Source organism: Streptomyces sp. NPDC051020 (assembly GCF_040683105.1).
Lineage (GTDB): Bacteria > Actinomycetota > Actinomycetes > Streptomycetales > Streptomycetaceae > Streptomyces.
The window spans coordinates 153,661-178,584 of sequence record NZ_JBFBCG010000002.1 but is presented as its reverse complement, the minus strand read 5'-3'; the positions used below and the strand labels follow the sequence as shown (position 1 = coordinate 178,584).

The 24,924-nt window shown below is 70.8% G+C and carries 23 protein-coding genes and 1 pseudogene; 13 read left to right on the top strand and 11 right to left on the bottom strand.

The window, feature by feature from the left end:
* Position 1: 1 nt before the first annotated feature.
* From AB0N06_RS02000 to hmgA, 3 genes are all read right to left on the bottom strand, one after another.
* The gene (locus tag AB0N06_RS02000; protein ID WP_366132835.1) at positions 2–1,219 is read right to left on the bottom strand and encodes a type ISP restriction/modification enzyme; all 1,218 of its coding nucleotides are present in this window, start codon (positions 1,217–1,219) and stop codon (positions 2–4) included.
* Positions 1,220–1,282: 63 nt separating this feature from the next.
* Positions 1,283–2,041, bottom strand: coding sequence for a GntR family transcriptional regulator (locus tag AB0N06_RS01995; protein WP_366132911.1), 759 nt, complete (start codon positions 2,039–2,041; stop codon positions 1,283–1,285).
* A 91-nt stretch (positions 2,042–2,132) separates the two neighbouring features.
* The gene (gene hmgA / locus AB0N06_RS01990; protein ID WP_366132834.1) at positions 2,133–3,470 is read right to left on the bottom strand and encodes a homogentisate 1,2-dioxygenase; all 1,338 of its coding nucleotides are present in this window, start codon (positions 3,468–3,470) and stop codon (positions 2,133–2,135) included.
* A 177-nt stretch (positions 3,471–3,647) separates the two neighbouring features.
* On the opposite strand from hmgA, the gene AB0N06_RS01985 reads away from it, so the two are divergent.
* The 6 genes from AB0N06_RS01985 (at position 3,648) to AB0N06_RS01960 (ending at position 12,389) form a co-directional block, all read left to right on the top strand.
* Positions 3,648–5,843, top strand: a complete 2,196-nt coding sequence (locus tag AB0N06_RS01985) for a right-handed parallel beta-helix repeat-containing protein (protein ID WP_366132833.1) — start codon at positions 3,648–3,650, stop codon at positions 5,841–5,843.
* A 2-nt stretch (positions 5,844–5,845) separates the two neighbouring features.
* Complete coding sequence (locus AB0N06_RS01980; RefSeq protein WP_366132832.1) at positions 5,846–6,712, top strand: hypothetical protein; 867 nt, start codon at positions 5,846–5,848, stop codon at positions 6,710–6,712.
* On the top strand, positions 6,709–7,992 hold the full coding sequence (locus tag AB0N06_RS01975) for a hypothetical protein (RefSeq protein WP_366132831.1): 1,284 nt from the start codon (positions 6,709–6,711) through the stop codon (positions 7,990–7,992). The genes AB0N06_RS01980 and AB0N06_RS01975 overlap by 4 nt, the downstream gene beginning before the upstream one ends.
* Positions 7,993–8,038: 46 nt before the next feature.
* Positions 8,039–8,659: a TetR/AcrR family transcriptional regulator gene (locus AB0N06_RS01970; RefSeq protein ID WP_366132830.1), complete on the top strand. Its 621-nt coding sequence runs from the start codon at positions 8,039–8,041 to the stop codon at positions 8,657–8,659.
* Between the two features lie 263 nt (positions 8,660–8,922).
* A complete protein-coding gene (locus AB0N06_RS01965) occupies positions 8,923–10,809 on the top strand; it encodes an ABC transporter ATP-binding protein (protein WP_366132829.1) in 1,887 nt (628 codons plus the stop codon).
* 185 nt (positions 10,810–10,994) lie between these two features.
* A complete protein-coding gene (locus AB0N06_RS01960) occupies positions 10,995–12,389 on the top strand; it encodes an aldehyde dehydrogenase family protein (protein WP_366132828.1) in 1,395 nt (464 codons plus the stop codon).
* Between the two features lie 274 nt (positions 12,390–12,663).
* Here AB0N06_RS01960 and AB0N06_RS01955 read toward each other — a convergent pair whose 3' ends face one another.
* Genes AB0N06_RS01955 through AB0N06_RS01945 form a run of 3 tightly spaced genes read right to left on the bottom strand, consistent with a single transcriptional unit; the run spans position 12,664 to position 15,124 of the window.
* Entirely contained in the window at positions 12,664–13,692 is a 1,029-nt protein-coding gene (locus tag AB0N06_RS01955) for a DMT family transporter (RefSeq protein ID WP_366132827.1), read from the bottom strand.
* Between the two features lie 32 nt (positions 13,693–13,724).
* Complete coding sequence (locus AB0N06_RS01950; RefSeq protein ID WP_366132826.1) at positions 13,725–14,435, bottom strand: winged helix-turn-helix domain-containing protein; 711 nt, start codon at positions 14,433–14,435, stop codon at positions 13,725–13,727.
* Positions 14,436–14,449: 14 nt separating this feature from the next.
* A complete protein-coding gene (locus tag AB0N06_RS01945) occupies positions 14,450–15,124 on the bottom strand; it encodes a TetR/AcrR family transcriptional regulator C-terminal domain-containing protein (protein ID WP_366132825.1) in 675 nt (224 codons plus the stop codon).
* A 208-nt stretch (positions 15,125–15,332) separates the two neighbouring features.
* On the opposite strand from AB0N06_RS01945, the gene AB0N06_RS01940 reads away from it, so the two are divergent.
* Together AB0N06_RS01940 and AB0N06_RS01935 are read left to right on the top strand one after the other, a co-directional pair.
* Complete coding sequence (locus AB0N06_RS01940; RefSeq protein ID WP_366132823.1) at positions 15,333–15,623, top strand: YiaA/YiaB family inner membrane protein; 291 nt, start codon at positions 15,333–15,335, stop codon at positions 15,621–15,623.
* A gap of 80 nt (positions 15,624–15,703) precedes the next feature.
* Entirely contained in the window at positions 15,704–16,345 is a 642-nt protein-coding gene (locus tag AB0N06_RS01935) for a TetR/AcrR family transcriptional regulator (RefSeq protein WP_366132822.1), read from the top strand.
* Positions 16,346–16,508: 163 nt separating this feature from the next.
* On the opposite strand, the gene AB0N06_RS01930 is transcribed toward AB0N06_RS01935, so the two are convergent.
* Entirely contained in the window at positions 16,509–16,970 is a 462-nt protein-coding gene (locus AB0N06_RS01930; protein WP_366132821.1) for a MaoC family dehydratase, read from the bottom strand.
* Positions 16,971–17,301: 331 nt separating this feature from the next.
* On the opposite strand from AB0N06_RS01930, the gene soxR reads away from it, so the two are divergent.
* Positions 17,302–17,775 carry a redox-sensitive transcriptional activator SoxR gene (gene soxR / locus AB0N06_RS01925; protein ID WP_366132820.1) on the top strand — a complete coding sequence of 158 codons (474 nt, stop codon included), beginning with the start codon at positions 17,302–17,304 and terminating at the stop codon, positions 17,773–17,775.
* Between the two features lie 52 nt (positions 17,776–17,827).
* On the opposite strand, the gene AB0N06_RS01920 is transcribed toward soxR, so the two are convergent.
* On the bottom strand, positions 17,828–18,439 hold the full coding sequence (locus AB0N06_RS01920; RefSeq protein ID WP_366132819.1) for a hypothetical protein: 612 nt from the start codon (positions 18,437–18,439) through the stop codon (positions 17,828–17,830).
* Positions 18,440–18,589: 150 nt separating this feature from the next.
* Between AB0N06_RS01920 and AB0N06_RS01915 the strand changes: the two genes are divergently transcribed.
* Entirely contained in the window at positions 18,590–18,778 is a 189-nt protein-coding gene (locus tag AB0N06_RS01915) for a hypothetical protein (protein ID WP_366132928.1), read from the top strand.
* 84 nt (positions 18,779–18,862) lie between these two features.
* Here AB0N06_RS01915 and AB0N06_RS01910 read toward each other — a convergent pair whose 3' ends face one another.
* On the bottom strand, positions 18,863–20,140 hold the full coding sequence (locus AB0N06_RS01910) for a DUF1343 domain-containing protein (RefSeq protein WP_366132818.1): 1,278 nt from the start codon (positions 20,138–20,140) through the stop codon (positions 18,863–18,865).
* A 187-nt stretch (positions 20,141–20,327) separates the two neighbouring features.
* Between AB0N06_RS01910 and AB0N06_RS01905 the strand changes: the two genes are divergently transcribed.
* From AB0N06_RS01905 to AB0N06_RS01895, 3 genes and pseudogenes are all read left to right on the top strand, one after another.
* Positions 20,328–21,092 carry an SDR family oxidoreductase gene (locus AB0N06_RS01905; RefSeq protein WP_366132816.1) on the top strand — a complete coding sequence of 255 codons (765 nt, stop codon included), beginning with the start codon at positions 20,328–20,330 and terminating at the stop codon, positions 21,090–21,092.
* Between the two features lie 247 nt (positions 21,093–21,339).
* Positions 21,340–21,576 (top strand): annotated as a pseudogene (locus tag AB0N06_RS01900) (long-chain fatty acid--CoA ligase); the annotation flags it as partial.
* A 48-nt stretch (positions 21,577–21,624) separates the two neighbouring features.
* Positions 21,625–22,218 (top strand): TetR family transcriptional regulator, encoded by a 594-nt coding sequence (locus tag AB0N06_RS01895; RefSeq protein WP_037701539.1) that lies wholly within the window; start codon positions 21,625–21,627, stop codon positions 22,216–22,218.
* Positions 22,219–22,365: 147 nt separating this feature from the next.
* Here the strand turns inward: AB0N06_RS01895 and AB0N06_RS01890 are convergent, their stop codons facing one another.
* Both AB0N06_RS01890 and AB0N06_RS01885 read right to left on the bottom strand, forming a co-directional pair.
* Complete coding sequence (locus AB0N06_RS01890; protein ID WP_366132815.1) at positions 22,366–23,616, bottom strand: acyl-CoA dehydrogenase family protein; 1,251 nt, start codon at positions 23,614–23,616, stop codon at positions 22,366–22,368.
* A gap of 7 nt (positions 23,617–23,623) precedes the next feature.
* Complete coding sequence (locus tag AB0N06_RS01885; RefSeq protein WP_366132813.1) at positions 23,624–24,646, bottom strand: phosphotransferase family protein; 1,023 nt, start codon at positions 24,644–24,646, stop codon at positions 23,624–23,626.
* Positions 24,647–24,924 lie beyond the last annotated feature (278 nt).

Sequence of the window (24,924 nt, the reverse complement as noted above, 5' to 3'; positions counted from 1 at the left end):
GTCACAGCAGCGCGAACTGCCCATCCGGTCCCTCCTCGTGGTGGTCGAGCACGGAAGCCGGCCGCCTGGCCGTCGCCGCGACCGGCAGGACTCCGGCCGCCCGCAGGTCACCGGCGGTGAGCTGCCGGCCGGCGGCCGGCTCCTCCTGCCGGGGCCGGAGTTCGGCGAGCAGTGCCAGCAGAGTGATCAGTTCCAGCAGTTCCGAGGTCCACTCCTGGGGCCAGCCCCGGGGCCGTATCGCCTCCAGGCCGTCCGCCCCGTCCGCCGCCGCCCGTCGCTCGAACCACAGCTCCAGCATCCGGACCCCGCCCACCCGGAAATCCCAGGCTCCCGCCGGCACGGGCGAGATGCGGCCCGTGCCCAGCAGGAGCGTCTCGTCGCCGGGGTCGTACTCCAGCGTGCCCGGCGCGGCCGGTACCGCGGCCCGCACATAGGGGCGCCGCCCGCCGGGCAGCCGCGGGCGCTCCCCGCCGCGCGCGCCGCGCAGCTGCAGCCGCAACAGCTCCCGGCCCAGCTCCACCCCGGCCCACCAGCGTCCGCTGTCGGCGGGCAGCGGTACGACGGACCCGGCGGGGGAATGACGGGCCGCCGTGACGATCCACGCCAGCACGGACTCCGCGGTGACCGCGTCCCCGTGCCGGGCGCGCAGCAGCCCGAGCAGACCGGGCGCCAGATTGGGTTCCCGTCCGCCGGGCCTTCGGTAGAGCGGCCGGATCCGGCCGGGGCGGCCGGCCGGGGAGTGGCCGTCGGGCAGCAGTGCCGTCACGGACAGGGCGGGACCGGTGTCCTGCGGTACGTACCCGTGCTCGACGGCGAAGAGCTGGTGTCCGTCGGAGACCCTCCACAGCTCCGGGCGGGCTGCGTCGATCAGCCGGTGGTCGGGGATCAGCCACTGCTCGTCGAACGGTCCGTGCAGGATCCGCACCGGCTCGGGGCACGGACCGGACTCCCGCGCGAACCGGGCGGTGGAGGTGGTCTGGCCGGGCAGCGCCGCGACCGGAGTCTGCGGATCACGGGAACGGGTGGGCCGGAAAAGCTGTTCGCGCTCGGCTCCTTCGGCGCTGATCAGACGTCCCCAACGGGCCTTGAGGGAACCGGCGTCCGGGGCCGTCACCCAGGGGCGCCCGGTGCGCAGGGGCTGTACGGACCATGGCATGAGGTCGTCGAGGAGCGGGGTGTCGTCGTCCCCGCCGGCTCCGGTGCCCGCCCGTGCTGCCACCGTGTCGTCCTCCCCGTCGCCACGTCCGCCGCCCCAGGCATCGTAACGGCGCGTCGTGTGCGGTCAGTGCGCTTCGACCGTCACCGAGAACGAGAACCTGTCCCCCCGGTACCGGATCCGTGCCACATCCACCACCCGGCCGCTCTCGTCGTACGTCACCCCTGTGTAGAAGAGGATCGGGCTGAGCAGCGGGACCTGGAGGAGCTCGGCGGTGGCCGGGTCGGCGAGCCGCGCCTCGACCGCGTCCGTGATCCGCGCGATCCGGACACCGACGCGGTCGCGCAACACCTTCGTCATCGGCCAGCGTTCGAGATCGGCGGCATCGAGCCGGGCCGCGACCTCGGGATGCACCGTGTTCTCCGCCCAGTTGGTGGGCTCGCCGGTGTCGTCGTCGCAGCGCAGCCGCCGGTAGCCGACCACGTCCGTACAGCCCGGGAAGTACTCGGCGAGGTCGCCGGGCAGGGCGAGCGGGCCATGGCCGAGGACCGTGGTGCGCTCGCCCGACTGCTGGGCGACGATCGCATCGATCGAACCGAGCAGCCGGACCGGCGAGGCTCGGCGGGCCCGCGGCTCGATGAAGGTGCCGCGCCGCCGGTGCCTGCTGATCAGCCCCTCCGTCTCCAGCTCCTTGAGCGCCTGCCGCATCGTGAGGACGCTGACGCCGTAGTGTGCGGCGAGCTGCTCCTCGGTCGGCAGCCGCAGCGAGGCGTCCTGGGCGCGGCCGAGTATGGACGCGCGCAGCGACTGTGAGACCTGGTACCACAGCGGCAGTTTGCGGTTCAGGACCAGCGAGTCGGGGGCGAAGGCCGTCACCTGGGGCATCTGGGGCAATTGAGGCACCTGGGTCACCTGGACTCTCCGTACTGCGACACTGCGGACGCGACGAGCGGGGGCCGGGAAGCGGCGGCTTCGCCTATGGCCGGAAGTTGCCTTCGAGACCCTGCCACACGTCGTCGTACCCGCGCTGCAGGTGGTCGGCGGTCGCCGCCTGTCCGGTCGCCGTGACCGGCCAGCGGGTCTCGAACATGAAGGCAAGACCGTCGTCGATCTTCTGCGGCTTCAGCTCCGCCGCGCTCGCCCGGTCGAAGGTCTCCCGGTCCGGGCCGTGCGCCGACATCATGTTGTGGAGCGAGCCGCCGCCCGGCACGAAGCCGCCCTTGCCGGCCGTCTTCGCGTCGTACGCTCCCTCGATCAGCCCCATGTACTCGCTCATCACATTGCGGTGGAAGTACGGCGGCCGGAACGTGTCCTCGCCGACCAGCCAGCGCGGCGCGAAGACGACGAAATCCACACCGGCGAGACCGGGGGTGTCCGACGGCGAGGTCAGCACCGTGAAGATCGACGGGTCGGGGTGGTCGTAGCTGATGGAGCCGATCACATTGAAACGGTGCAGGTCGTAGACGTACGGGGTGTAGTTGCCGTGCCAGGCGACGACGTCGAGCGGCGAGTGGTCGTACGTCGCGGACCAGAGGTTGCCGCAGAATTTGTTGATCACCTGGACCGGGCGGTCCGCGTCTTCGTACGCGGCGACGGGAGCGAGGAAGTCCCGGGCGTTGGCAAGGCCGTTGGCGCCGATCGGGCCGAGGTCGGGGAGTGTGAACGGCTGCCCGTAGTTCTCGCAGACATAGCCGCGGGCGGAGTCGTCGAGGAGTTCCACACGGAAGCGGACGCCCCGGGGGATCAGCGCGATGTGACCGGGTTCGGCGCGCAGCAGGCCCAGTTCGGTACGGAGCAGCAGGCCGCCCTGCTCGGGGACGATCAGCAGTTCGCCGTCGGAGTCGCTGAACACGCGGTCGGTCATGGCCGTGTTGGCGTGGTAGAGGTGCACGGCCATACCGGTGCGCTGGGTGGCGTCGCCGTTGCCGCCGAGGGTCCACAGCCCTGCCAGGAAGTCCGTGCCGGGCGCGGGATCGGGGAGCGGGTCCCAGCGCAGCCGGTTCGGATCGGGGACGGACTCGGTGAAGGGGGCGGTGCGCACCGCGCCGTTGTCGATCCGGACGAACGGCGGGTGGGCGGCCGAGGGGCGGATCCGGTAGAGCCAGGAACGGCGGTTGTGGGCGCGCGGTTCGGTGAACGCCGAGCCGCTCAGCTGCTCGGCGTACAGGCCGAGTGGTGCTCGCTGCGGCGAGTTGCGGCCGTGCGGCAGTGCCCCCTGGACCGCCTCGGAGCTGTGCTCATTGCCGAAACCGGCGGAGTGTGCAAGCGCTTCCGCCGTCTTCCTCGCCTGCTCGATGCCGCTGGTGCCGCTCATGTCGCGCTCCCGGTGCCGAAGAATTCCTATGGGACACCGTAGGAATCAGATCGGGGCACGTCAACGGGGCAGGGCGGTGGCGCGTCGCGGATCCGGTGCGGGTCCGTGACGGAAATCTTTTGAACCGTCGCGCAGAAGGGGGTTCCAAAAGTTGAACAATGCTCTACTCTCCGGCACATGTTGTGGACACGAAGACTTCTGGTGGTCCTGGTGGCACTGGCCGCCGCACTCCTCGCGGCCCCGGCCGCCCAGGCGCACGAGGAACGGCCGGTCACCCTGCCCGACGGTTCCGGCAGCGTCCCGGTCTACCGCGCCGGCGAACCGGATCTGCTGGTCTGCAAGAGCGACCGCGCCGACTTCGAACGCCGGATATCCGGCTTCCCGGCGAAGCTCCGGACACGCAACCTCGAACTTTTCGAGCGGTGCCGGAAGTCCGGGTACCGCCATCTGCAGCAGGCCGTCGACGAGGTCGGCAGACCCGGCATGACCATCGCGATCCTGCCCGGCCTGTACGAGGAGGAGCCCTCGCTGCCCAGGCCGACGGGGGAGTGCGCGAGACTCAAGGCGCCCAACTCGCAGCTCGGCTACCAGATCCTGTCGTACGCGCAGCAGAAGAAGTGTCCGCACAACCAGAACCTGGTGGCGATCCTCGGCAAGAAGCAGCTCCAGATCGAGGGGACCGGGGCGGAGCGCACCGACGTCGTCATCGACGCCAAGTACCAGAAACTCAACGCGATCCGCTCGGACGGCTCCGACGGCATCTACTTCAAGAACTTCACCGCCCAGCGCACGACGTTCAACTCGCTGTATGTGCTGGCCCAGGACGGCTTCGTCATCGACGACGTCCTCACCCGGTGGAACGACGAGTACGGCTTCCTCACCTTCGCCAGTGACCACGGGCTCTACAAGAACTGCGAGTCGTACGGCAACGGCGACTCCGGCATCTACCCCGGCAGCGCGTCGAACATCAACGACGCGTACGGCTACGACGTGCCGCGCTACTCGATCGAGATCACCGGCTGCCGCAGCCACCACAACATGGTCGGCTACTCCGGCACCGCGGGCGACTCGGTCCACGTCCACGACAACGAGTTCGACCACAACATGGGCGGCGCCTCGATGGACAGCGCCTTCCCTGGCCACCCCGGACTCCCGCAGAACCACGCACGCTTCGAACGCAACCTCATCCACGACAACAACGCCGACTACTACCCGTACGTCGCCGATGGAACCTGCGCCAAACCGCCCGTCGAACGCGGCTACGAGGACGGCGTCGTCTGCCCGCAGATCTCCATGCCGCCAGGCACCGGCATCATCACCGCAGGCGGCAACTGGAACATCTACGAGAACAACTGGATCTACGGACAGCGGCGTGCCGCCTTCTTCCTGAGCGCCGTCCCCGCCTTCATCCGCGGCGAGAACGCCCTCGCGAAGCAGGCCGACACCTCGCACCACAACCGGTACGCGGGCAATCACCTCGGCACGGACAAGGCGGGCCGCTCCCGGCCCAACCGCACCGATGTGTGGTGGGACGGCCAGGGCGACAGCAACTGCTGGCAGTCGGACACCGGACCGTCCACACCGCGCTCGCTGCCCGCGTGCGGGGCGGCGCGCGGCGCGGTCTCCGTCCGCACCGACCGGCTGGTGGGCGAACCGGTCAAACTAGCCCAACTGCTGGTCTGTGCCGACTACAACGTGCAGGCGCGGCGGCTGCCGGCCGGCTGCGACTGGTACGGCGCGCGCGGCATCGAGCGCATCGAGGTGCAGATCGCGCTGGGTGTCGCTCTGGTGCTCGCGCTGGTCGGCGGGGTGCTCTGGTGGCGCCGCCTGCGGCACAGCCGGCTCGCCACAGCGGCCACCCTGCTCGGCGCGATCGGCCTCGGGCTGGATGTGGCCGGTGCGACGATGGGCCTCGCGTCCTCCTATCTGCCTGCGGTGGCGCTGCTGCTGACCGGGGCGTGGTGGGTCGGCATCGGGCTCGTCCTGCGCGGCGAGCGGCCCGGACTGGGCTGGACCACGATGGTGCTGGGCGCCCTGACCCTGCTCGACGCCTTCGACAAGGCCGTCCTGATGATCCCATGGATCCCGATCGGCCCGGCCTGGGTACGGGGTCTCCTCGGTGTCATCTGGGTGGTGTGGGCGATGGCGGCCTCCGCGCGGCACGGGGAACGGGCGGTACGGAAGAAGGCGGCCCCGGGGCCTGACGCTCAGGGCGACGACCGGGCGGGGGCCCCTGCCGGTGCGGGCGTAGGAAGGAATTCGAGCCACGGCGCGGGTTCCGGACACGGTGCGGATTCAGCGTCAGGATCGGTGGATTCCGGGCCGGACACGGATTCCGGGTCCCACCGGGGCTCCGGACCGGACGGGGACTGATCATGAGGCGATCTCCCCGCACGCTGCGACTCGACACGCTCACGGCGCTCACGGCGCTCACGTCGCGCACGGCGTTCCCCCGGCTCGCCGCCGCCCTTCTCACCGCAGGCGCTCTCGTGTGCGGTGCGAGTGCCTGCGGTGGGCGGCCCACCACCCACCACAGGCCCGGCACCAGCCATGAACAGGCCGGCGGCAGCGTCGGCCGGCTCCTCACCGCGGACGACGGATCCGGGCACCGGCTCCGCCAGGTCGAGGCCGAGGGCGCCCCCGCGGTGACCGTCGCCGTACGGCCGGACTCCGAGGACGGGTGGAACGTCCATCTCTCCGTACGGAACTTCAGATTCAGCCCGGACAGTGTCGGCGGCGCGGCGCTCCTCGGGCGCGGCCACGCCCGGCTCTTCCTCGACGGCCACCCCCTGGCCCGGCTCTACGGCCCCTGGTACCACCTCCCCGACTCCCTCGTCCGCGAAGCGGGCGGCGGGCGCACCCTCACGGCCCGGCTGTACGCCGACGACCACACCGCCTGGGCCGTGCACTCCACACCGATCCAGGCCGCCACCCCTCTCACCACCACTCCTTCCGCCGGCACCCCCGCCGAGCCCCGCCCCGACCGGACTCTGGAGATCGTCATCTCTCACGGCAAGGTCAGCCCCGCCCCCGGTCGCACCGAGCTCAGGAAGGGGCAGCGCATCGAGCTGCGCGTCCGCGCCGACCGCGCCGACACCCTCCATGTCCACGGCTACGACAAGGAAGCGCGCCTGCCCGCCGGACGGACCACCACCCTCACTCTCACCGCCGACCGCACCGGGCTGTTCGAGGTCGAGACCCACGAGTCCGGTCTGCTCCTGACCCAGCTCGTCGTACGGTGAGCGTCCTCGCCCATGGCGTCGGCTCCCGGCACGACCTGCCGCTGTCCCCCTTTTACGCGTTCGCCGGTGCCTTCGCCGCGCTCTTCGTCTCCTTCCTCGCGCTCGGCCTGCTCTGGCCCGCCTCCCGATTCCGGGGCGACCGGGCAGGCCGCCCGCTGCCGGTCCCTCTGCAGCGACTCGCCGACGCCCGCCCCACCCGTATCGCCGCGCGTGCCCTCGGCCTGGCCGCCGCCCTGTTCGTCCTCCTCCATCTCCTCCTCGGCCCGGATGGTCCGGAGCGCAACCCGGCCGCGGGCGCCGTCTACGTGCTCCTCTGGGTCGGGCTCGTCCCCGCCTCGCTCCTCCTCGGTCCCGTCTGGCGACTCCTCAACCCCCTGCGCACGCTCCACCTCCTCGTCTGCCGCGCGCTGGCCCGCGACCCGGCTGCGGGCCGCCCCCTTCCCGCACAGCTCGGTCTGTGGCCCGCCGCGGCCGGACTCCTCGCCTTCACCTGGCTCGAACTCGTCGCCCCCGACCCCGCGTCGTCCACCGCCCTCCTTCTCTTCCTCGTGCTGTACGGCGCTGTCCACCTCGCGGGCGCCGTCCGTCACGGCGCCCGCTGGTTCGACCACGCCGACGCCTTTGAGGTCTACTCGGGCCTGCTCGCCCGGCTCTCCTTCCTCGGCCGCCGGCCCGCCGACCGCCGTCTCGTCCTGCGCTCCCCGTTCAACGGACTCGACGCCACCCCGCAGACTCCCGGTCTCGTCGCCACCGTCTGCGTCATGCTCGGCTCCACCGCCTACGACGGCTTCTCCGACGCCCCCTCCTGGATCACCGCCGTCCAGACCTCACCCCTGGGCCGCACCACCGCGGCCACGCTCGGGCTGCTCGCCGCCGTCGCCCTCGTCGCCGCCTTCTATGCCCTCTGCGCCGGTGCCACCCGGCTGATCTCCGGTCAACTCCGCCACCCCCTCACCGTCTTCGCGCACTCGCTCGTCCCGATCGCCCTCGGCTATCTCATCGCCCACTACTTCACACTCTTCGTCACCGAAGGTCCACGCACAGTCATGGTGGCACTCGGCACTGACAATCCGGTCCCGCCCGAACCGCCCCTGCGTCCAGGCGGCATCGCCACGCTCCAGGTCGCCGCGATCGTTGTCGGGCACATCCTCGGCGTCATCGCCGCCCACGACCGGTCCGTGCGCCTCTTCCCGCCCGCCCGCGCCGTCGCGGGGCAGCTTCCCCTGCTGGCCCTGATGATCGCGTACACCGTCGGCGGGCTGACCCTGCTTCTCGCCTGACCGCAGGTGCGCACCCTCCCGTCCCGCAGAGGAGAGTCACGGCATCATGGAGCCCGTGCCCCATGCGAATACGAACCTCCGCCGCGCCCCCGTGCAGCAGCGCAGCGCCGAGCGTCTCGCCCGGATACTCGACGCCTGCGCCGAACTCCTCGACGAGACCGGTTACGAGCAGCTGTCCACCCGGGCCGTCGCCGCCCGCGCGGAAGTCCCGATCGGCTCCGTCTACCGGTTCTTCTCCAACAAGCGCGCCCTCGCCGACGCCCTGGCCCGGCGCAACCTGGACAGTTACGCGGAGCGCATCACCGGTCGCCTGACCGTCATCCCGGCCGCCGACTGGCGCAGCGCCATCGACGCCGTGCTCGACGAATACCTGGCGATGAAGCGCTCCGTCCCCGGTTTCGCCCTCGTCGACTTCGGCGCCCCGGCCCCTGTGGACGACCCGGCCTCCGACGCCAATCGCCGTGTCGCGGAGCGCCTCGCCCAACTGCTCTCCGGCCGACTGGGGCGCACCGCCGACGAGGATCTGCACCGGACGATCCTGGTCTGCGTCGAAGCCGCCGACGCGCTCCTCCAACTCGCCTTCCGCACCGACCCGTCGGGCGATCCGGCGATCGTCGCGGAGACCCGCGTCCTGATCCAGGCGTATCTGGCCCGGATCCTGGACTGAACCCGGCACCGCATCCCACCGCGCGGGACGACACGGGTCCGCGCCGCAGGGAACCGGACACCCGCCGCGCCGTCCCAGATCGACGGTGTGGGCAACCTCGCGCACCTGTACGTCTTCGACCACCACGGCCGCCGGATCCGCTCCCTGCCGAAGGAGATCCCGGGGCTCGACGTCTGAGCCGTACCGCTCCAGGTCCTTGCTTTCCGGCAGGGCCCTGGAGCGGACGTTGACCTCAAGCCGGGTCGAGGTCGTACGTTCTTTCCATGAGCATGGAAGCCACCGCGTGGACGCAGCTCCACAACGTCATGAACGCGCAGCAGGACCGACGCCCCTTCGACCGAGCCACACTGCGGCGCATCGCCGCGTTCGCCCGACCGCACCGGCGGCGGGTCGCGCTGTTCCTGCTGCTGAGTGTCGCCACGGCACTGCTCGCGGTCGCCACCCCGATCCTCGCCGGCCGCGTCGTGAACGCGATCGTGACCGGCAAGGAGGAGGGGACCGTCACGCGGCTGGCCGTGCTCATCGCCGTGATCGCCGTCGCGGAGGCGGGACTCGGGCTGGTCAGCCGCTGGCTCTCGGCCACCCTCGGCGAGGGACTGATCCTCGACCTGCGCACCGCCGTCTTCGACCACGTCCAGCGCATGCCGATCGCGTTCTTCACCCGCACCCGCACCGGCGCACTCGTCAGCCGCCTCAACAACGACGTCATCGGCGCACAGCGCGCCTTCAGCAACACCCTGTCCGGCGTCGTCAGCAATGTCGTGACGCTGCTGCTCACCCTCGGCGTCATGCTCAGCATCTCCTGGCAGATCACCGCACTCGCGCTGGTGCTGCTGCCGGTGTTCGTGCTGCCCGCACGCCGGATGGGGACGCGGATGGCGAGGCTTCAGCGCGAGGCCGCCGCCCACAACGCGGCGATGGGCACCCGGATGACCGAGCGCTTCTCCGCACCCGGCGCCACGCTCATCAAGCTCTTCGGGCGGCCCGCCGACGAGTCCACCGAATTCGCCGTCAGGGCGAGCAGAGTGCGCGACATCGGTGTCCGTACGGCCATGGCCCAGTCCGCGTTCATCACGGCTCTCACCCTCGTATCGGCGCTGGCACTTGCCCTGGTCTACGGGCTCGGCGGATTCTACGCGCTGCGTGGGCAGCTGGACGCGGGCGCCGTCGTCGCCCTGGCCCTGCTGCTGACCCGGTTGTACGCGCCGCTCACCGCGCTCGCCGGGGCGCGCGTCGAGGTGATGAGCGCGCTCGTCAGCTTCGAGCGGGTCTTCGAGGTCCTCGACCTCAAGCCCCTGATCGAGGAGAAGCCCGATGCGCGGACGGTTCCGGACGGTCCGGTCTCCGTGGAGTTCGACGCCGTGCGCTTCGGCTACCCGTCCGCCGACAAGGTCTCCCTCGCCTCGCTGGAAGACGTCGCCACCCTGGACACCCGCGGCGGCGCCGAGGTGCTGCGCGGAGTCTCGTTCCGCGCCGAACCGGGCCAGACGGTGGCCCTCGTCGGATCGTCCGGCGCGGGCAAGTCGACCATCGCGCAGCTGCTGCCCCGGCTGTACGACACGGACGAGGGCGCCGTACGCATCGGTGGCATCGACGTACGTGACCTGTCGGCCGACACCCTCCGTGACACCCTAGGCATGGTCACCCAGGACGGCCACCTCTTCCACGAGTCGGTCCGCGCCAACCTTCTGCTCGCCCGCCCCGAAGCCACCGAGGAAGACCTCTGGGACGCCCTGCGACGCTCACGGCTGGACGGACTGGTCGCCTCGCTGCCCGACGGACTCGACACCGTCGTCGGTGAACGCGGCTACCGGCTCTCCGGCGGCGAACGGCAACGGCTGACCATCGCCCGGCTGCTGCTGGCCCGCCAGCGCGTCGTCATCCTCGACGAGGCCACCGCCCACCTGGACAACACCTCCGAAGCGGCCGTCCAGGAAGCCCTCGTGGAGGCGCTCGAAGGACGCACCGCGGTGGTGATCGCCCACCGGCTCTCCACCGTACGGGCGGCGGACCTCATCCTCGTCGTGGAGGACGGCCGGATCGTGGAACGCGGCACCCACCAGGAGCTGCTGGCGGCCGGCGGCCGGTACGAGGAGCTGTACCGCACCCAGTTCGAGCGCCCCGGCACCGAGCACGCCGGTCTGGGCTGACCGTACAGGTCGCTGGTGTGGGCAGGTCAGCCCGCTCCGGCCGCCCCGGCGAATTACTGAACCGCGCGACGAACCCGGGTGAATTGCCGGGCCGCACGTGACGGGCGTCTCTGGTGCCAAAAAACTAACGCCGCTAGTTTGTGGTGCGGACGACATCGCCCGTAACCTGCCCGGGAGGAAATGCCATGAAGGCCCACGACGGTATGTACATCGGCGGAGAGTGGCGCACCCCAGCGGGCGCGGACACGATCGCGGTCGTGAACCCGGCGGACGAGCGGGTCATCGCCCATGTCCCGGCGGGCACGGCCGAGGACGTCGACGCCGCGGTACGGGCCGCACGCGCCGCGTTCCCCGGCTGGGCCGCCACCCCGCCGGCCGAGCGTGCCGCACGGATCGCCGCCCTGCGCGACGTCCTGGTGGCCCGTCAGGACGAGATCGCGGCCACGATCACCGCGGAACTGGGCGCGCCCCTCCAGCTGTCGCAGACGGTGCACGCGGGCGTGCCGATCCTGGTCGCCGGGTCCTACGCCGAACTGGCCGCCTCGTACGCCTTCGAGGAGAAGCACGGCAACTCCACCGTATTGCTGGAGCCCGTCGGCGTCGTCGGGGCGATCACCCCGTGGAACTACCCGCTGCACCAGATCGTCGCCAAGGTGGCTCCCGCACTCGCCGCAGGCTGCACGATCGTCCTCAAGCCCGCCGAGGACACCCCGCTGACCGCGCAGCTCTTCGCCGAGGCCACCGAAGAGGCCGGCCTGCCCGCCGGTGTCTTCAACCTGGTCACCGGTCTCGGCCCGGTCGTCGGACAGGCCCTCGCCGCGCACGAGGACGTCGACCTGGTCTCCTTCACCGGCTCCACCGCCGTGGGCAAGCAGATCGGCGCCACCGCGGGCGGCGCGGTCAAGCGGGTCGCACTGGAGCTCGGCGGCAAGTCCGCCAACGTCATCCTGCCCTCCGCCGATCTTGCCAAGGCCGTCAACGTCGGCGTCGCCAACGTGATGTCCAACTCCGGCCAGACATGCAGCGCGTGGACCCGGATGCTCGTCGACGGCGAGCGGTACGAGGAGGCCGTCGCCCTAGCCGCCACGGCCGTCGCCAAGTACGTGCCGGGGGAGCGGGTCGGTCCCGTCGTCAACGCGAAGCAGCAGGCCCGGGTGCGCGGTTACATCGAGAAGGGCATCGAGGAGGGTGCCCGCGTCGTCGCCGGCGGCCCGGAGGCACCGCTTGCGACGGGGTACTACGTCAGCCCCACCGTGTTCGCCGATGTCACCCCGGAGATGACCATCGCCCAGGAGGAGATCTTCGGCCCGGTCATCTCGATCCTGAAGTACGAGGACGAGGACGACGCGCTCCGGATCGCCAACGGCACCGTGTACGGGCTCGCGGGCGCCGTCTGGGCCGCCGGCGACGCGGAGGCCGTCGCCTTCGCCCGCCGGATGGACACCGGGCAGGTCGACATCAACGGCGGCCGGTTCAACCCGCTCGCGCCGTTCGGCGGCTACAAGCAGTCCGGCGTCGGCCGTGAGCTCGGTTCGCACGGCCTCGGCGAGTACCTCCAGACCAAGTCCCTCCAGTTCTGAACCCCCCCGATGCACCCCCGATCAGCAAGGGGCCGGTCCGTGGTCCGCGCCGCCGTACGGGCATCGGCGGCGTCGGTCTCGCCGCGCTTCGGCGGCCGCACCACGGGCGTCGGTATCGGCGCCAAGGACCAGCAGGTGACCTTCAACGCCCTGGAGATCTTCCACTGGCGGGGTCACCAGGACCGGGTCGTCGTCCCCGCTGTCGATCACTTCGAAGCCGTCGAGCTCGCCGCCGCCGAGTCGGGCCGCCCGGGCGAGGGCGGCCTGCTTGTCGTCAGCCCTGCCCGGCTGCTTCTGCCGCTTCTTCCCGGGGCCGGTCGGTTTCCGGGCGCTCCGCGTCATCTCGGCGTCCCTCCACCGGCTGTGCCGGACTGTTCCGCGTGCGTCCACTCTGCGAACGCATACGGGAGACCGCCACCCCGGCAAGACAGAGCAGGCCGCCGCCGACGGTGAGCAGCGCGGGCACCTCGTCCAGCAGCAGCCATGACATCAGCACGACCAGGGCGGGCACCGCATAGGTGGTGGCGCCCATCTTTCCGGCGGTGGTGCGCGCGAGGGCGTAGGCCCAGGTGGTGAAGGCGAGGGCGGTCGGGAAGATGCCCAGGTAGACCATGTTCAGGGTCGCGGAGAGCGGTGCGTCGGCCGCCTCGGAGACCAGCACACCGGCGAACGGCAGGCAGGCGACCGTACCGATCAGACAGCTGTATGCAGTGATCTGGAGGGCCGAGCCGTGCCGCAGCGCGGGTTTCTGGGTGACCACCCCGGCCGCGTACGCCACCGCCGCCAGCAGGCAGAGCGCCACCCCGAGCACCGATGAACCCCCGTGCCCCGACATGGAGAGACCGACCACGACGGCACCGGCGAACGACACGGCCATGCCCATCACCAGCATGCGCGGCAGCCCCTCGCCGAGCAGCCGGGCACCGAGCAGCGCGATCAGGATCGGGCCGATGTTCACGACCATGGCGGCCGTGCCCGCGTCGACCTGCTGCTCCCCCCAGTTGAGCACCACCATGTAGAGCCCGAACCAGAGCAGCCCGGACGCGAGGATGCCCGGCCAGGCACCCCTGGACGGCAGCCCCTCGCGGCGTATGAGAAGGATCGCGCCGAGCATCAGCGAGCCCGCGAGCAGCCGGCCGAGGGCGAGCGCCCCGGGGGAGTACGCGTCGCCCGCGCTGCGGATGGAGACAAAGGCGGAGGCCCACAGGACCACGCTCGTGCACGCTGCGGCAATCGCCCGCCAGCTGCGGCTTTCGGGCAGGGTGGCCGTCGCCGAGGAGGCCGGTTCGGGTGTCGTCGTCATGGGCCGACTGTAAGCGGGGAACGGTTCGGTCCTCACCGAATTGTTTCCGGCTCGATCCCGAGGAGTTCGTGCAGCGCCCGCTCCCCGTCCGCGGTCGCCTTCACGGCCCGCCCGGAGCCGATCCGTACGCACCACCCGGTGTCCAGGGCGTGCCTGCACAGCGCGGCGCCCGCGGTCCCCGCCAGGTGCGGCCGGCGCTCCGTCCAGTCCAGGCAGCCGCGTACGAGCGGACGCCGGGTCCCGGTGTCCAGCCCGATGCCCAGCGCCCCGAACCAGCCCAGGCCCGCGTCGGTGAGTGCGAAGCCGGTGTCCTGCCGCAGCAGTCCCCGTACGGTCATCGCGTCCGCGAGGGCGATGCCGATCCGGCCGGCGAGATGGTCGTAGCAGGTGCGTCCGCGGGCCAGCGCGCTGCTGGTGCTTGCCGCTCGCAGCGTTCGCGGCCGTTCCTCGTCGCCGGGCGCGGCCCGGGCGGCGAGGTCCTCGACGAGGTGGGCGGTGCGTTCGTCGGCGAGCCGCACATAGCGGTGGCGGCCCTGCCGCTCCTCGGTCAAGAGCCCGCCGGCGACGAGCTTCCCCAGGTGTTCGCTGGCGGTCGACGGTGCGACCGAGGCGTACCGCGCCAGTTCACCCGCGGTCCAGGCACGCCCGTCGAGCAGGGCCAGACAGAACGAGGCGCGGGTCTCGTCGGCGAGGAGCGCGGCCAGGGCGGCGAGGCGGGGCGCGGCCGGGTCGTGGGGTGCCATGTACCCAGCATGGGTCAGGAACGCTTCGGCGTGGGCCGAACCGTGGCCGCGGGCGCCCGCTGTTCGTACTGCAGGGCGAGACCGTCGAGGATCGCCCGCAGTCCGGTCTCGAAAGCGCCCTCGTCGACCTTCTGGCGGCGGTCGGCCAGCAGATGGGCCTGGCCGAGGTGCGGGTAGTCGGCGGGGTCGTACGCTGTCTCGTCGTCCACGAAACCGCGCGCGAACGAGCCCAGTGCCGAGCCCGTGACGAAGTACCGCATCAGTGCCCCGATGTACGTGGCCTGGGCGGGCGGCCAGCCCGCGCGGACCATGCCGCCGAAGGCCGCGTCGGCGACCCGCAGGCCGGCCGGACGTCGGCCGGGGCCCTGGGCCAGCACCGGGACGATGTGCGGGTGCGCGGCGAGCGCCGCACGATAGGAGACCGCCCAGTCGTGCAGGGCGGTGCGCCAGTCGCGGCCGTCGTCCTCGTCGAACATCGACAAGTCGACCTGCGCGGAGACGGAGTCCGCAACCGCGTCCAGGATCTCGTCCTTGTTGCGGAAGTGGTTGTAGAGGGAAGGCCCGCTGACCCCGAGTTCGGCCGCGAGCCGACGGGTGGAGACGGCTTCGAGTCCCTCGGAGTCCACCAGGGCGCCCGCCGCCTCGACGATGCGGTCTCGGCTGAGGAGGGGCTTGCGCGGTCGGGCCATGCCGCACATAGTAGGGCCTGCGAACGAAAAACTAGCAGTGTTAATTAAAAGTGGGGGCACCGAGGGATGGTCTTTCTGGGCTCGGCGAGGAGCTGTGCGCTGACGGAAGTCTCCGCCTTCTGGGCCGTTCCGCTCGAACGGGCGACTGGGTACCGGACTGAGTACGCGGACGGATGTGGCGGGCGCCGCGGCGGCCGAAGCTGTCCCCATGAATGAGACGACATCGGTCAAGCAGCAGAGCACCGCGGCCTTCTACGGTCAGGCTGTCGCATCTTTCGGGGTGGCGATGGGTGCGGTGACCCTCGGCATCTACTTCCTCGACGCGAACGTCTGGGTGCGGGGCTTCCTCGCCATCGGCGTCCTGTACCTCGTCACGTCCTGCTTCACCCTCGCCAAGGTCATCCGCGACCGCCAGGAGGCGGGGCAGATCATCAGCCGGGTCGACCAGGCCCGGCTGGAGAAGATCCTCGCGGACCACGACCCCTTCCAGAAGCTCTGACGATCTCAGACCGACCGCTAAGCGCTTGCTCAGGTTCGGGGTATGGTGTTCGTCCTGCTGAACGGAAGGGGTCGGTGACGATGAGCACGGCGGAGGAGACCGGCGGCGAGAGCTCGCCGTGGGGCGAGGTGACGCCCGAGGCGGCCAGGCGGCTCCTCGTCGCGGCCGTCGACGCCTTCGCCGAGCGCGGGTACCACGCGACCACCACCCGTGACATCGCGGGCCGCGCCGGGATGAGTCCCGCCGCGCTCTACATCCATTACAAGACGAAGGAAGAGCTGCTCCATCGGATCAGCAGGATCGGTCACGACCGCGCCCTGATGCTCCTGGAGACGGCCGCCGACCGTGACGGCACGGCGTCCGAGCGGCTCGCGGACGCCGTACGGTCCTTCGTCCGCTGGCATGCCGAGCGGCACACCACCGCCCGCGTGGTCCAGTACGAACTCGACGCCCTGAGTGAGGAACACCGCACCGAGATCGTCGCCCTGCGCAGGAAGAGCGATGCGGTGATCCGCCGGATCATCAGCGAGGGCGTGCAGGCGGGGGAGTTCGATGTCCCTGACATCCCGGGGACCACGCTCGCCGTCCTCTCGCTCTGCATCGACGTGGCGCGCTGGTTCAGCGCGCAGGGGAGCCGTACGCCGGACAAGGTCGGCGATCTCTACGCCGACCTTGTCCTGCGCATGGTCGCGGCCCGGCACTCACGGCCTGCCCCACGATAGGGCTGCCCTGTCATCCCTGGTGGATCAGCGCGCGACGCGTCGGATGCGGTGCGTCGCAAGGCGGCGGGGCGTCCTCGTGCCGGTGTATTCGGGCGTTCCGGCGGCGCGGCGAGGTGCGGCAGCTGTCCTCGTGCGCCTGCCGAGGATGGCGCCGCAGGGCATCTCAGAAGTAGTAGCGCGACACCGACTCGGCGACGCAGACCGGCTTGTCGCCGCCCTCGCGCTCGACCGTGACGGCGGCGGTGACCTGGACGCCGCCGCCCGCCTCCTCGACATCCTTGAGGACGGCCGTCGCGCGCAGCCGGGAGCCCACCGGCACGGTGGACGGGAAACGGACCTTGTTGGTCCCGTAGTTGATGCCCATCTTCATGCCCTCGACCCGCATGACCTGCGGGACCAGCGCCGGGAGCAGTGAGAGCGTCAGATAACCGTGCGCGATCGTCGTGCCGAACGGGCCGGCCGCGGCTCGCTCCGGGTCGACATGGATCCACTGGTGGTCCCCGGTCGCCTCGGCGAACAGGTCGATCCTCTTCTGGTCGATCTCCAGCCACTCGCTGTGACCCAGTTGCTCGCCCACCCCGTCGCGCAGCTCCTGCGCGGACGTGAAGATCCTCGGCTCTGCCATGTCCCTGGTCCTGCCTTCCCGCTCTCGACTGTCCATCGTCATCGGTAGCCTGGCTAAGACCGACCGGCACATGGGGGGTGGGTGAAGGAGCGGGGCTGGGTGTGTGCAGCTGCAAGGCGAAGGAGGGAGGCAACGCGAAGGGGGCCCCTCCCATGCCTTTCGGGCTATGGGGGAGTTGTTGACTGACGACAACGCCGCAGATGTGCGCACCCAGCCCCGCGACGCCGCCTCCCATGTGCCGGTCGGTCTAAGCGCTTGCTCAGCATGGTTGGGCGGGTGCGTTCCTGTCAACGACGGACCGGCGCGGCGGCGGGCACGTAGGGTTGGAGGGGTGCCCCAGATCCCACAGACACTCCATGAACTCACGGTTGGCCAGCTCTCCGCGCGCAGCGGCGCCGCCGTTTCGGCCCTGCACTTCTATGAGGCGAAGGGCCTGATCAGCAGCCGCCGCACCAGCGGCAACCAGCGGCGCTACAGCAGGGACGCACTGCGCAGGGTCGCCTTCGTCCGTGCCGCGCAGCGGGTCGGCATACCGCTGGCCACGATCCGGGACGCGCTGGCCGAACTTCCCGAGGAGCGCACCCCGAACCGCGACGACTGGGCGCGGCTGTCCGAGGCGTGGCGCTCCGAACTGGACGAACGGATCAAGCAGCTGGGACGGCTGCGCGACCATCTGACCGACTGCATCGGCTGCGGCTGTCTGTCGTTGGAGACGTGTGTGCTCTCCAACCCGAACGACATCTCCGGCGACACGATCAGCGGTTCGCGCCTGATGCCGGAGCGCCGCTCGGCGGACTGTTCATAGGAAGCGTCCGCAGGGCCGGGGGCGCGCCGCCGTTCCGTCGCCACCGAGCCCCTCATGCCGCCGACGCCTGGTCCCTCGGTTGGAACCGCCGCGCTCTCGCCAGTGCACCCGGTGTCAGTACGGGTCGCGGGACCACGATTCCGCAGCCCGTGCAGACCGGGCCCGACCACGGCTCGCAGTCCAGGTCCTGACGCCAGACGATCCCGGTCTCCGCGCACACCGGGCACGCCGTGCCGGGCTGCGCCTCCAGGGCCGAGACCAGTCGGCCCAGCACCTCGGGGAGCGGCGCGGCCGGGTGGGCCGCCGGATCCGTGCAGAGCGCCACCCCGTTCCCGCCCCAGATGTGCCGGCGCCAGTCGTCGAAGGCGGCCGGCCGGCGCAGCCCCTCGCGCTTCTCCCGCTTGCGGCGCTCGGCGAACCCGGCCTCGTACCGGAGCCAGACGGCCCGCGCCGCCTCCAACTCCTCCAGTGCGCGCACCAGTCGCACGGGGTTGGGGGACCGGTCCTCCGGCTCCATCGTGTGTCGGGTGCACAAGTGGTCCCAGGTCGCCCGGTGACCGTAGGGGGCGAACCTCTCCAGGCACTTGCGCAGCGAGTACCGCCGCAGCGCCAGGTCACCCCGCGGATCGCGGACCTGTCTCGCAAGACTCCGGAAACCGGCCATCGCACTGCCACCTCCGTCGCTCGTACTTGGACCGGCCGCCCCCCATGTGCCGGTCGGTCTTCGGCGTCAAGGTATGGACGTACGACTGCCCGTTTCGGCTCCATCGAAAGGCGATTCGCGTCCATTGGCTGAGATGCCCCACTTCGGACGGTGCCCGGACGCGACGTTGACGCGGCGGGAACCCGGTGCGCGCGAGGGGCGTCGACCCGGCGCTGCCGGTCGCAGTGGTGCACGGACTCGATCGTCCACCGTGCGCTGGGCGGGATCAGCCAGAAGGCGATCCACTGGCAGAACCGCCCGACGTACCAGCAGGTGGTGGAGTTCCCGGCCCACCGGTAGGGCACCCAGTCCAGCCCGTCCGGCGTTCGAGCACGGGACCGGTTCACCGGGCGGGCCCGCACTCCCGGGCCCGCCCGGCTCACCTCACCGGTACTGCAGGTACTTCATCCGCACCGCCCGGAACGCGGCAAGATCTGCTTCCCACGCCCCGACCACCTCATCCGTGTCCGCCCCCGCATCGATCATCGTGCGGACCCGCGTATTGCCGGTGAGCTTGTCGATCCAGTTGTCCGGGCGCCAGGCGAACCCGCTCCACGTCCGCTTCGCCGTCACCAGCAGCGCGATCCCCGTGCGCACCGGATCGAACATCTCCCGGTCCTGGACATGCAGCTGTACCCCACCGACCGTCTTCCCCTGGAACTTGGAGAACGTCGGGGCGAAGTACGCCTCGCGGAAAGCGACTCCGGGCAGGTCGAGGGCGTTCGCGGCCGCCGCCCACCGGTGGTCGATCCCCTCCGCGCCGAGGAGTTCGAACGGCCGGGTCGTCCCCCGCCCCTCGGACAGGTTCGTACCCTCGAACAGGCAGGTGCCCGAGTACACCAGCGCCGTGTCGGGCGTCGGCATGTTGGGGCTCGGCGGCACCCACGGCAGACCGGTGCCGTCGAAGAAGTCCGCGCGCCGCCATCCCGACATCTTCACGATGTCCAGTTCGACCGGCCGCGCGGCCAGGAACTCCGAGTTGAAGAGCAGCGCCAGTTCGGTGACCGTCATGCCGTGGGCCTGCGCGATCTCCCGGCGCCCCACGAAGGTCGAGAACGCCGGGTCGAGGACCGGCCCCAGCGCGGCCCGCCCGGTCACCGGGTTCGGCCGGTCCAGGACGACGAACCGCTTGCCCGCGAGCGCCGCCGCCTCCATGCAGTCGTAGAGCGTCCAGATGTACGTGTAGAAGCGCGCGCCCGCGTCCTGGATGTCGAAGACGACGGTGTCCACGCCGGACGCGGTGAAGACATCGGCGAGCGGCTTTCCGCTCTTCAGGTACGTGTCGTAGACGGGGAGTCCGGTTGCCGGGTCGTCGTACCGCCCCTCCGAGCCGCCCGCCTGCGCCGTGCCGCGGAAGCCGTGCTCGGGGCCGAAGACCGCGACCAGGTTCACACGCTCGTCCGGGTGCATCACATCGACGATGTGGCGCACGTCGGACGTGATTCCGGTCGGGTTGGTGACGATCCCGACCTTCTGTCCCTTCAACAGCGCATAGCCGTCCGCCGCCAGCCGGTCGAAGCCGGTACGGACCCGATTGCGTCCGGAGCCCTGCCCCGTGCCGGGGAGGGGGCCTGCGGCCGCGCTCCCGGTTCCGGCAGCCGTCGCCGCGAGGGCTCCCACTGCACCACCGGCGGCAAGCAAACCACGTCTGGACAGGCTCATTCGGCTACCTCCATGATCGCTCCGACTGTCATGGTCACGCACGCTAGCGCGCACATAGGGCCGCATGGAACGAGGCGGACGAGAGCGGTGTGACAGGAGTGGCGACAAGCTGGCGGCCGGACCCTTCCCCGAGGACATACCGACTGGTTAGTCTGCTGGGGCAGTCGGCTGAGAGAGGCGGAACCCGATGAGTACGGTGCAGGGCGCGGGCGTAGTGGTTACGGGGGCCGGGGGCGGCATCGGTGCCGCTCTGGCCCGCAGATTCGCCGCGGACGGCGCCAGGGTCGTCGTCAACGACCTCGACGAGAGCCGCATCAAGGCGCTCGCCGAGCAGATCGGCGGCGCCGCCGTCGCCGGAGACGCCTCGCAGATCGTGGACGCCGCCCGGGACGCGCTGGACGGCACCGTCGACATCTACTGCGCCAACGCCGGTCTCGCCTCGCCCGGTGACGTCTTCGCCGACGAGGAGGTCTGGGCCGCGGCCTGGGACGTCCATGTGATGGCCCATGTCCGTGCGGCCAAAGTGCTGCTCCCGGACTGGCTGGAGCGCGGCAGCGGCCGGTTCGTCACCACCGCGTCCGCCGCCGGACTGCTGACGATGATCGGTGCCGCGCCGTACAGCGTCACCAAACACGGCGCCGTCGCCTTCGCCGAATGGCTCTCGCTGACCTACCGCCACCGAGGCATCAAGGTTCATGCGATCTGCCCGCAGGGCGTGCGTACGGACATGCTCACCGCCGCCGGTTCGGCCGGCGAGCTGGTCCTCGCCCCCAGCGCCATCGAGCCGGAGGATGTCGCCGACGCCCTCTTCGACGCCATGGCAGAGGACCGCTTTCTCGTCCTGCCGCATCCCGAGGTCGCCGGGTACTACCGGGCCCGCACCAAGGACACCGACCACTGGCTCAGCAATATGAACCACCTCCAGCAGAAGTGGGAGGAGACCGGCGCATGACCGAGTCCGACACCGACGCGCCCACCGGGTGATCAACGCCTCCGGTTTCTAGGGCGTGTTTCGAAAGTCCCGTCTGCCGGGCGGCGTCTGGCACGCACGCTCGCTGCGTTGTCGGGCTCGCCCCGATACGCCCCGTATCGGGGCAACCCTCCGCCTTGCGATCGCACGCGCCAGACACCGCCCGGCCCGCCCTACGGGCGGACGACGCTCCTTGCGAAACACGCTTTAGTGCCGGTCGCGGCACTAGGTGTGGCCGCGCGAGGTGGAAGATGTCCGGTACACCCACCCGGCGGTCCGGGAGGCGGCCGTCGTCGGCGTCCCCGACGCATACCGAGGCGAGACCGTCCGGGCGTACGCCGGCCTGCGACCCGGCTCCTCGGTCGAACCCGAGGAACTGGGTGCGTACTCCAAGGAGCGGCACTGGATCCTGACCGGACTTCCCAGGACGGCAAGTGGGAAGATCCTCAGGCGGGAAATGCGTTCCCAGCATGAGAACGTGTGCGACTTCATTACGGATAGGCAGGTGGCGGCCATGGCCAGAACGACGGACGGGAACGACGCCCCCGTCCCTCAGCGGCTGCTGGCCGCCGCCACCCGGCTCTTCGCGGAGCAGGGCTACGACCGGACGTCGGTCCAGGAGATCGTCGAGGCGGCAGGCGTCACGAAGGGCGCGCTCTACCACTACTTCGGCTCCAAGGAGGATCTCCTCCAGGAGGTCTACTCCCGGGTGCTGCGACTCCAGCAGGAACGCCTCGACGCGTTCGCGGACGCGGAGGCGCCGGTCGAGCAGCGGCTGCGGGACGCGGCGGCGGACGTGGTCGTCACGACGATCGAGAACCTCGACGACGCGGCGATCTTCTTCCGCTCGATGCACCATCTGAGCCCGGAGAAGAACAAGCAGGTACGGGTGGAGCGGCGCCGCTATCACGAGCGGTTCCGGGCGCTGGTGGAGGAGGGGCAGCGGAGCGGGGTGTTCTCCACGGCGACGCCGGCGGATCTTGTGGTGGACTACCACTTCGGATCGGTGCACCACCTGTCGACGTGGTACCGCCCGGACGGTCCGCTGAGCCAGCAGGAGGTCGCGGACCACTTGGCGGATCTGCTGCTGCGCGCCCTGCGCCCCTGACGCCGGATCAGAGGCGAGGGAGCGGCATCCGCCCGGCCGGCTCCTGGTTCCCGAGTGCGGTCCGACTCCATCCACGGGCCGGACGGGCAGCTGCTCGGCCCGTCCGGCTTCGCAGGACATGGCGCGGCTGCGGCCAGCGCCGCCCCGCTACACGTACCGTTTGATCTCGCGCCGCGCCAGCGACCGCTGATGCACCTCGTCCGGTCCGTCCGCCAGCCTCAGCGTCCGCGCCCCCGCCCACAGTTCCGCCAGCGGGAAGTCCTGGCTCACACCGCCCGCGCCGTGCAACTGCACCGCCTGGTCGAGGATGTCGACCACCGCACGCGGGGTGGCGATCTTGATGGCCTGGATCTCCGTGTGCGCCCCCCGGTTGCCCACCGTGTCCATCAGCCATGCCGTCTTCAGCACCAGCAGCCGCAGCTGTTCCACCGTGACCCGCGCGTCCGCGATCCAGTTCTGCACGACGCCCTGCTGCGCGAGCGGCTTGCCGAAGGCCGTACGGGACACCGCCCGCTTGCACATCAGCTCGATGGCCCGCTCGGCCATTCCGATCAGCCGCATGCAGTGGTGGATCCGGCCCGGACCCAGGCGCGCCTGGGCGATGCCGAAACCGCCGCCCTCTTCGCCGATCAGGTTCGTCGCGGGCACCCGCACATCGTTGAACACGACCTCCGCGTGACCGCCGTGGGCATGGTCCTCGTACCCGTACACCTGCATGGCGCGCCGCACTTCGAGGCCGGGCGTGTCGCGCGGGACGAGGATCATCGACTGCTGGCGGCGGATGTCGGCGTTGTCCGGGTCCGTCTTGCCCATCACGATGAAGATCCGGCAGTCCGGATTCATCGCCCCGGAGATGTACCACTTGCGGCCGTTGATGACGTAGTCTCCCCCATTCTCGGCTTCGCTCGAGCGGGAGGTGCCCCCTCCATCGCGCGTGATCCGCGTCTCGATGTTGGTCGCGTCCGATGAGGCCACCTCGGGCTCCGTCATGGCGAAAGCCGACCGGATCTCCCCGGCGAGCAGCGGCTCCAGCCACTGCTTCTTCTGCTCGTCCGTGGCGAACTGGAAGAGCACCTCCATGTTGCCCGTGTCCGGCGCCGCGCAGTTGAGCGCGGTCGGCGCCAACTGCGGGGAACGGCCGGTGATTTCGGCGAGCGGTGCGTACTGGAGGTTGGTCAAACCGGCACCGTGCTCCGCGTCGGGCAGGAAGAGGTTCCACAGACCCTGCCTGCGCGCCTCGGCCTTGAGGTCCTCGACGATCTGCGGGGTGTCCCACGGGGAGGCGAGCAGTGCCCGCTGCTCGTGCGCGATCGTCTCGGCCGGGTACACGTGCTCGTCCATGAAGGTGAGCAGCTTGGTGCGCAGCTCTTCCGTACGGGCGTCGAATGCGAAGTCCATGGGGTGATCAGCCTTCCTGGAGGGTCGTGAGGCCGTGCTCGATGAAGACGGGGACGAGATCGCCGATGCGGTCGAAGCCGGCGCCGACGGTCTGACCGAGGGTGTAGCGGTAGTGGATGCCCTCCAGGATCACGGCGAGCTTGAACCACGCGAACGCCGTGTACCAGGAGACGGCGGAGGTGTCCCGGCCGGAGCGGGCCGCGTAGCGCTCGATCAGTTCGGCGGGCGTGGGGTGGCCGGCCGCTCCGCTGGTGGTCGAGACCGCGGACGTGGGCAGACCCAGGTCGGAGCTGTACATGACCAGCAGACCGAGGTCGGTCAGCGGGTCGCCGAGCGTCGACATCTCCCAGTCGAGGACGGCCTTGATCCGGTCGTCGGAGCCGATCAGCACGTTGTCCAGGCGGTAGTCGCCGTGGATGACGGTGGGCGCGGGGGAGACGGGCAGTTCGCGCCCGAGCGCGGCGTGCAGCTCGTCGATACCGGGCAGTTCGCGGTTGCGGGAGGCGTCGAGCTGCTTGCCCCAGCGGCGCAGCTGCCGGTCGAGGAACCCCTCGGGGCGCCCGAAGTCGCCGAGCCCCACCGGCTCCGGGTCCACGGCGTGCAGTTCCACCAGCGTGTCGACCAGGCCCAGGACGACTTCGCGGGTGCGCTCGGCACCGAGCGGGGCGAGCTGCTCGGCGGTGCGGTACGGGGTCCCCTCGACGTACTCCATGACGTAGAAGGGCGATCCGATGACGGAGTAGTCCTCGCAGAGCAGCAGCGGCTCGGGCACCGGCACGGCCGTCGGATGCAGCGCGCTGATGACACGGTGCTCACGCTTCATGTCGTGCGCGGTGGCGAGGACATGGCCGAGCGGAGGCCGGCGGACGACCCAGTGGCCCGTGCCGTCCGTGACGACGTAGGTCAGGTTGGAGCGGCCGCCCTCGACGAGCCGGGCTTCGAGCGGTCCGTTCACCAGACCCGGCCGCTCGCGGTCGAGGTGTCCGCGGAGCCGGTCCAGGTCGAGACCTGGCGGATGGGCTGAGCTCATCGTGCGCACCTCCGGGGTGAAAAGACGTCGGTGCTCATGATGCCGACCAGTCGGTATGTCGTCCAGCGAACTCCCGGAATCCGGTGCGTGGACTCCGTGCCGAGTGGGTCGAAACCCCTGACGCTATTCGCATCCCTGAATGGGGTTCACGGAGGAATACCGCGCTGTTGATCGACGAAGTCCGGCCGGCCCCGATCCTCATGGCCGACCCGCCCCTCGACGCGGCCACCGTCTGAGGTGCGGGCCGCTGCCGTCAACCCGGTCGACTGGAAGGCAAG

What these genes read in the sequence shown, in the direction of transcription:
- AB0N06_RS01995 (WP_366132911.1), bottom strand. Translation starts at nt 2,041, where the DNA reads ATGCCCCAGGTGACGGCCTTCGCCCCCGACTCGCTGGTCCTGAACCGC.
- hmgA (WP_366132834.1), bottom strand. Translation starts at nt 3,470, where the DNA reads ATGAGCGGCACCAGCGGCATCGAGCAGGCGAGGAAGACGGCGGAAGCG.
- AB0N06_RS01985 (WP_366132833.1), top strand. Translation starts at nt 3,648, where the DNA reads ATGTTGTGGACACGAAGACTTCTGGTGGTCCTGGTGGCACTGGCCGCC.
- AB0N06_RS01980 (WP_366132832.1), top strand. Translation starts at nt 5,846, where the DNA reads ATGAGGCGATCTCCCCGCACGCTGCGACTCGACACGCTCACGGCGCTC.
- AB0N06_RS01970 (WP_366132830.1), top strand. Translation starts at nt 8,039, where the DNA reads ATGGAGCCCGTGCCCCATGCGAATACGAACCTCCGCCGCGCCCCCGTG.
- AB0N06_RS01965 (WP_366132829.1), top strand. Translation starts at nt 8,923, where the DNA reads ATGAGCATGGAAGCCACCGCGTGGACGCAGCTCCACAACGTCATGAAC.
- AB0N06_RS01960 (WP_366132828.1), top strand. Translation starts at nt 10,995, where the DNA reads ATGAAGGCCCACGACGGTATGTACATCGGCGGAGAGTGGCGCACCCCA.
- AB0N06_RS01955 (WP_366132827.1), bottom strand. Translation starts at nt 13,692, where the DNA reads ATGACGACGACACCCGAACCGGCCTCCTCGGCGACGGCCACCCTGCCC.
- AB0N06_RS01950 (WP_366132826.1), bottom strand. Translation starts at nt 14,435, where the DNA reads ATGGCACCCCACGACCCGGCCGCGCCCCGCCTCGCCGCCCTGGCCGCG.
- AB0N06_RS01945 (WP_366132825.1), bottom strand. Translation starts at nt 15,124, where the DNA reads ATGGCCCGACCGCGCAAGCCCCTCCTCAGCCGAGACCGCATCGTCGAG.
- AB0N06_RS01940 (WP_366132823.1), top strand. Translation starts at nt 15,333, where the DNA reads ATGAATGAGACGACATCGGTCAAGCAGCAGAGCACCGCGGCCTTCTAC.
- AB0N06_RS01935 (WP_366132822.1), top strand. Translation starts at nt 15,704, where the DNA reads ATGAGCACGGCGGAGGAGACCGGCGGCGAGAGCTCGCCGTGGGGCGAG.
- AB0N06_RS01930 (WP_366132821.1), bottom strand. Translation starts at nt 16,970, where the DNA reads ATGGCAGAGCCGAGGATCTTCACGTCCGCGCAGGAGCTGCGCGACGGG.
- AB0N06_RS01920 (WP_366132819.1), bottom strand. Translation starts at nt 18,439, where the DNA reads ATGGCCGGTTTCCGGAGTCTTGCGAGACAGGTCCGCGATCCGCGGGGT.
- AB0N06_RS01910 (WP_366132818.1), bottom strand. Translation starts at nt 20,140, where the DNA reads ATGAGCCTGTCCAGACGTGGTTTGCTTGCCGCCGGTGGTGCAGTGGGA.
- AB0N06_RS01905 (WP_366132816.1), top strand. Translation starts at nt 20,328, where the DNA reads ATGAGTACGGTGCAGGGCGCGGGCGTAGTGGTTACGGGGGCCGGGGGC.
- AB0N06_RS01895 (WP_037701539.1), top strand. Translation starts at nt 21,625, where the DNA reads ATGGCCAGAACGACGGACGGGAACGACGCCCCCGTCCCTCAGCGGCTG.
- AB0N06_RS01890 (WP_366132815.1), bottom strand. Translation starts at nt 23,616, where the DNA reads ATGGACTTCGCATTCGACGCCCGTACGGAAGAGCTGCGCACCAAGCTG.
- AB0N06_RS01885 (WP_366132813.1), bottom strand. Translation starts at nt 24,646, where the DNA reads ATGAGCTCAGCCCATCCGCCAGGTCTCGACCTGGACCGGCTCCGCGGA.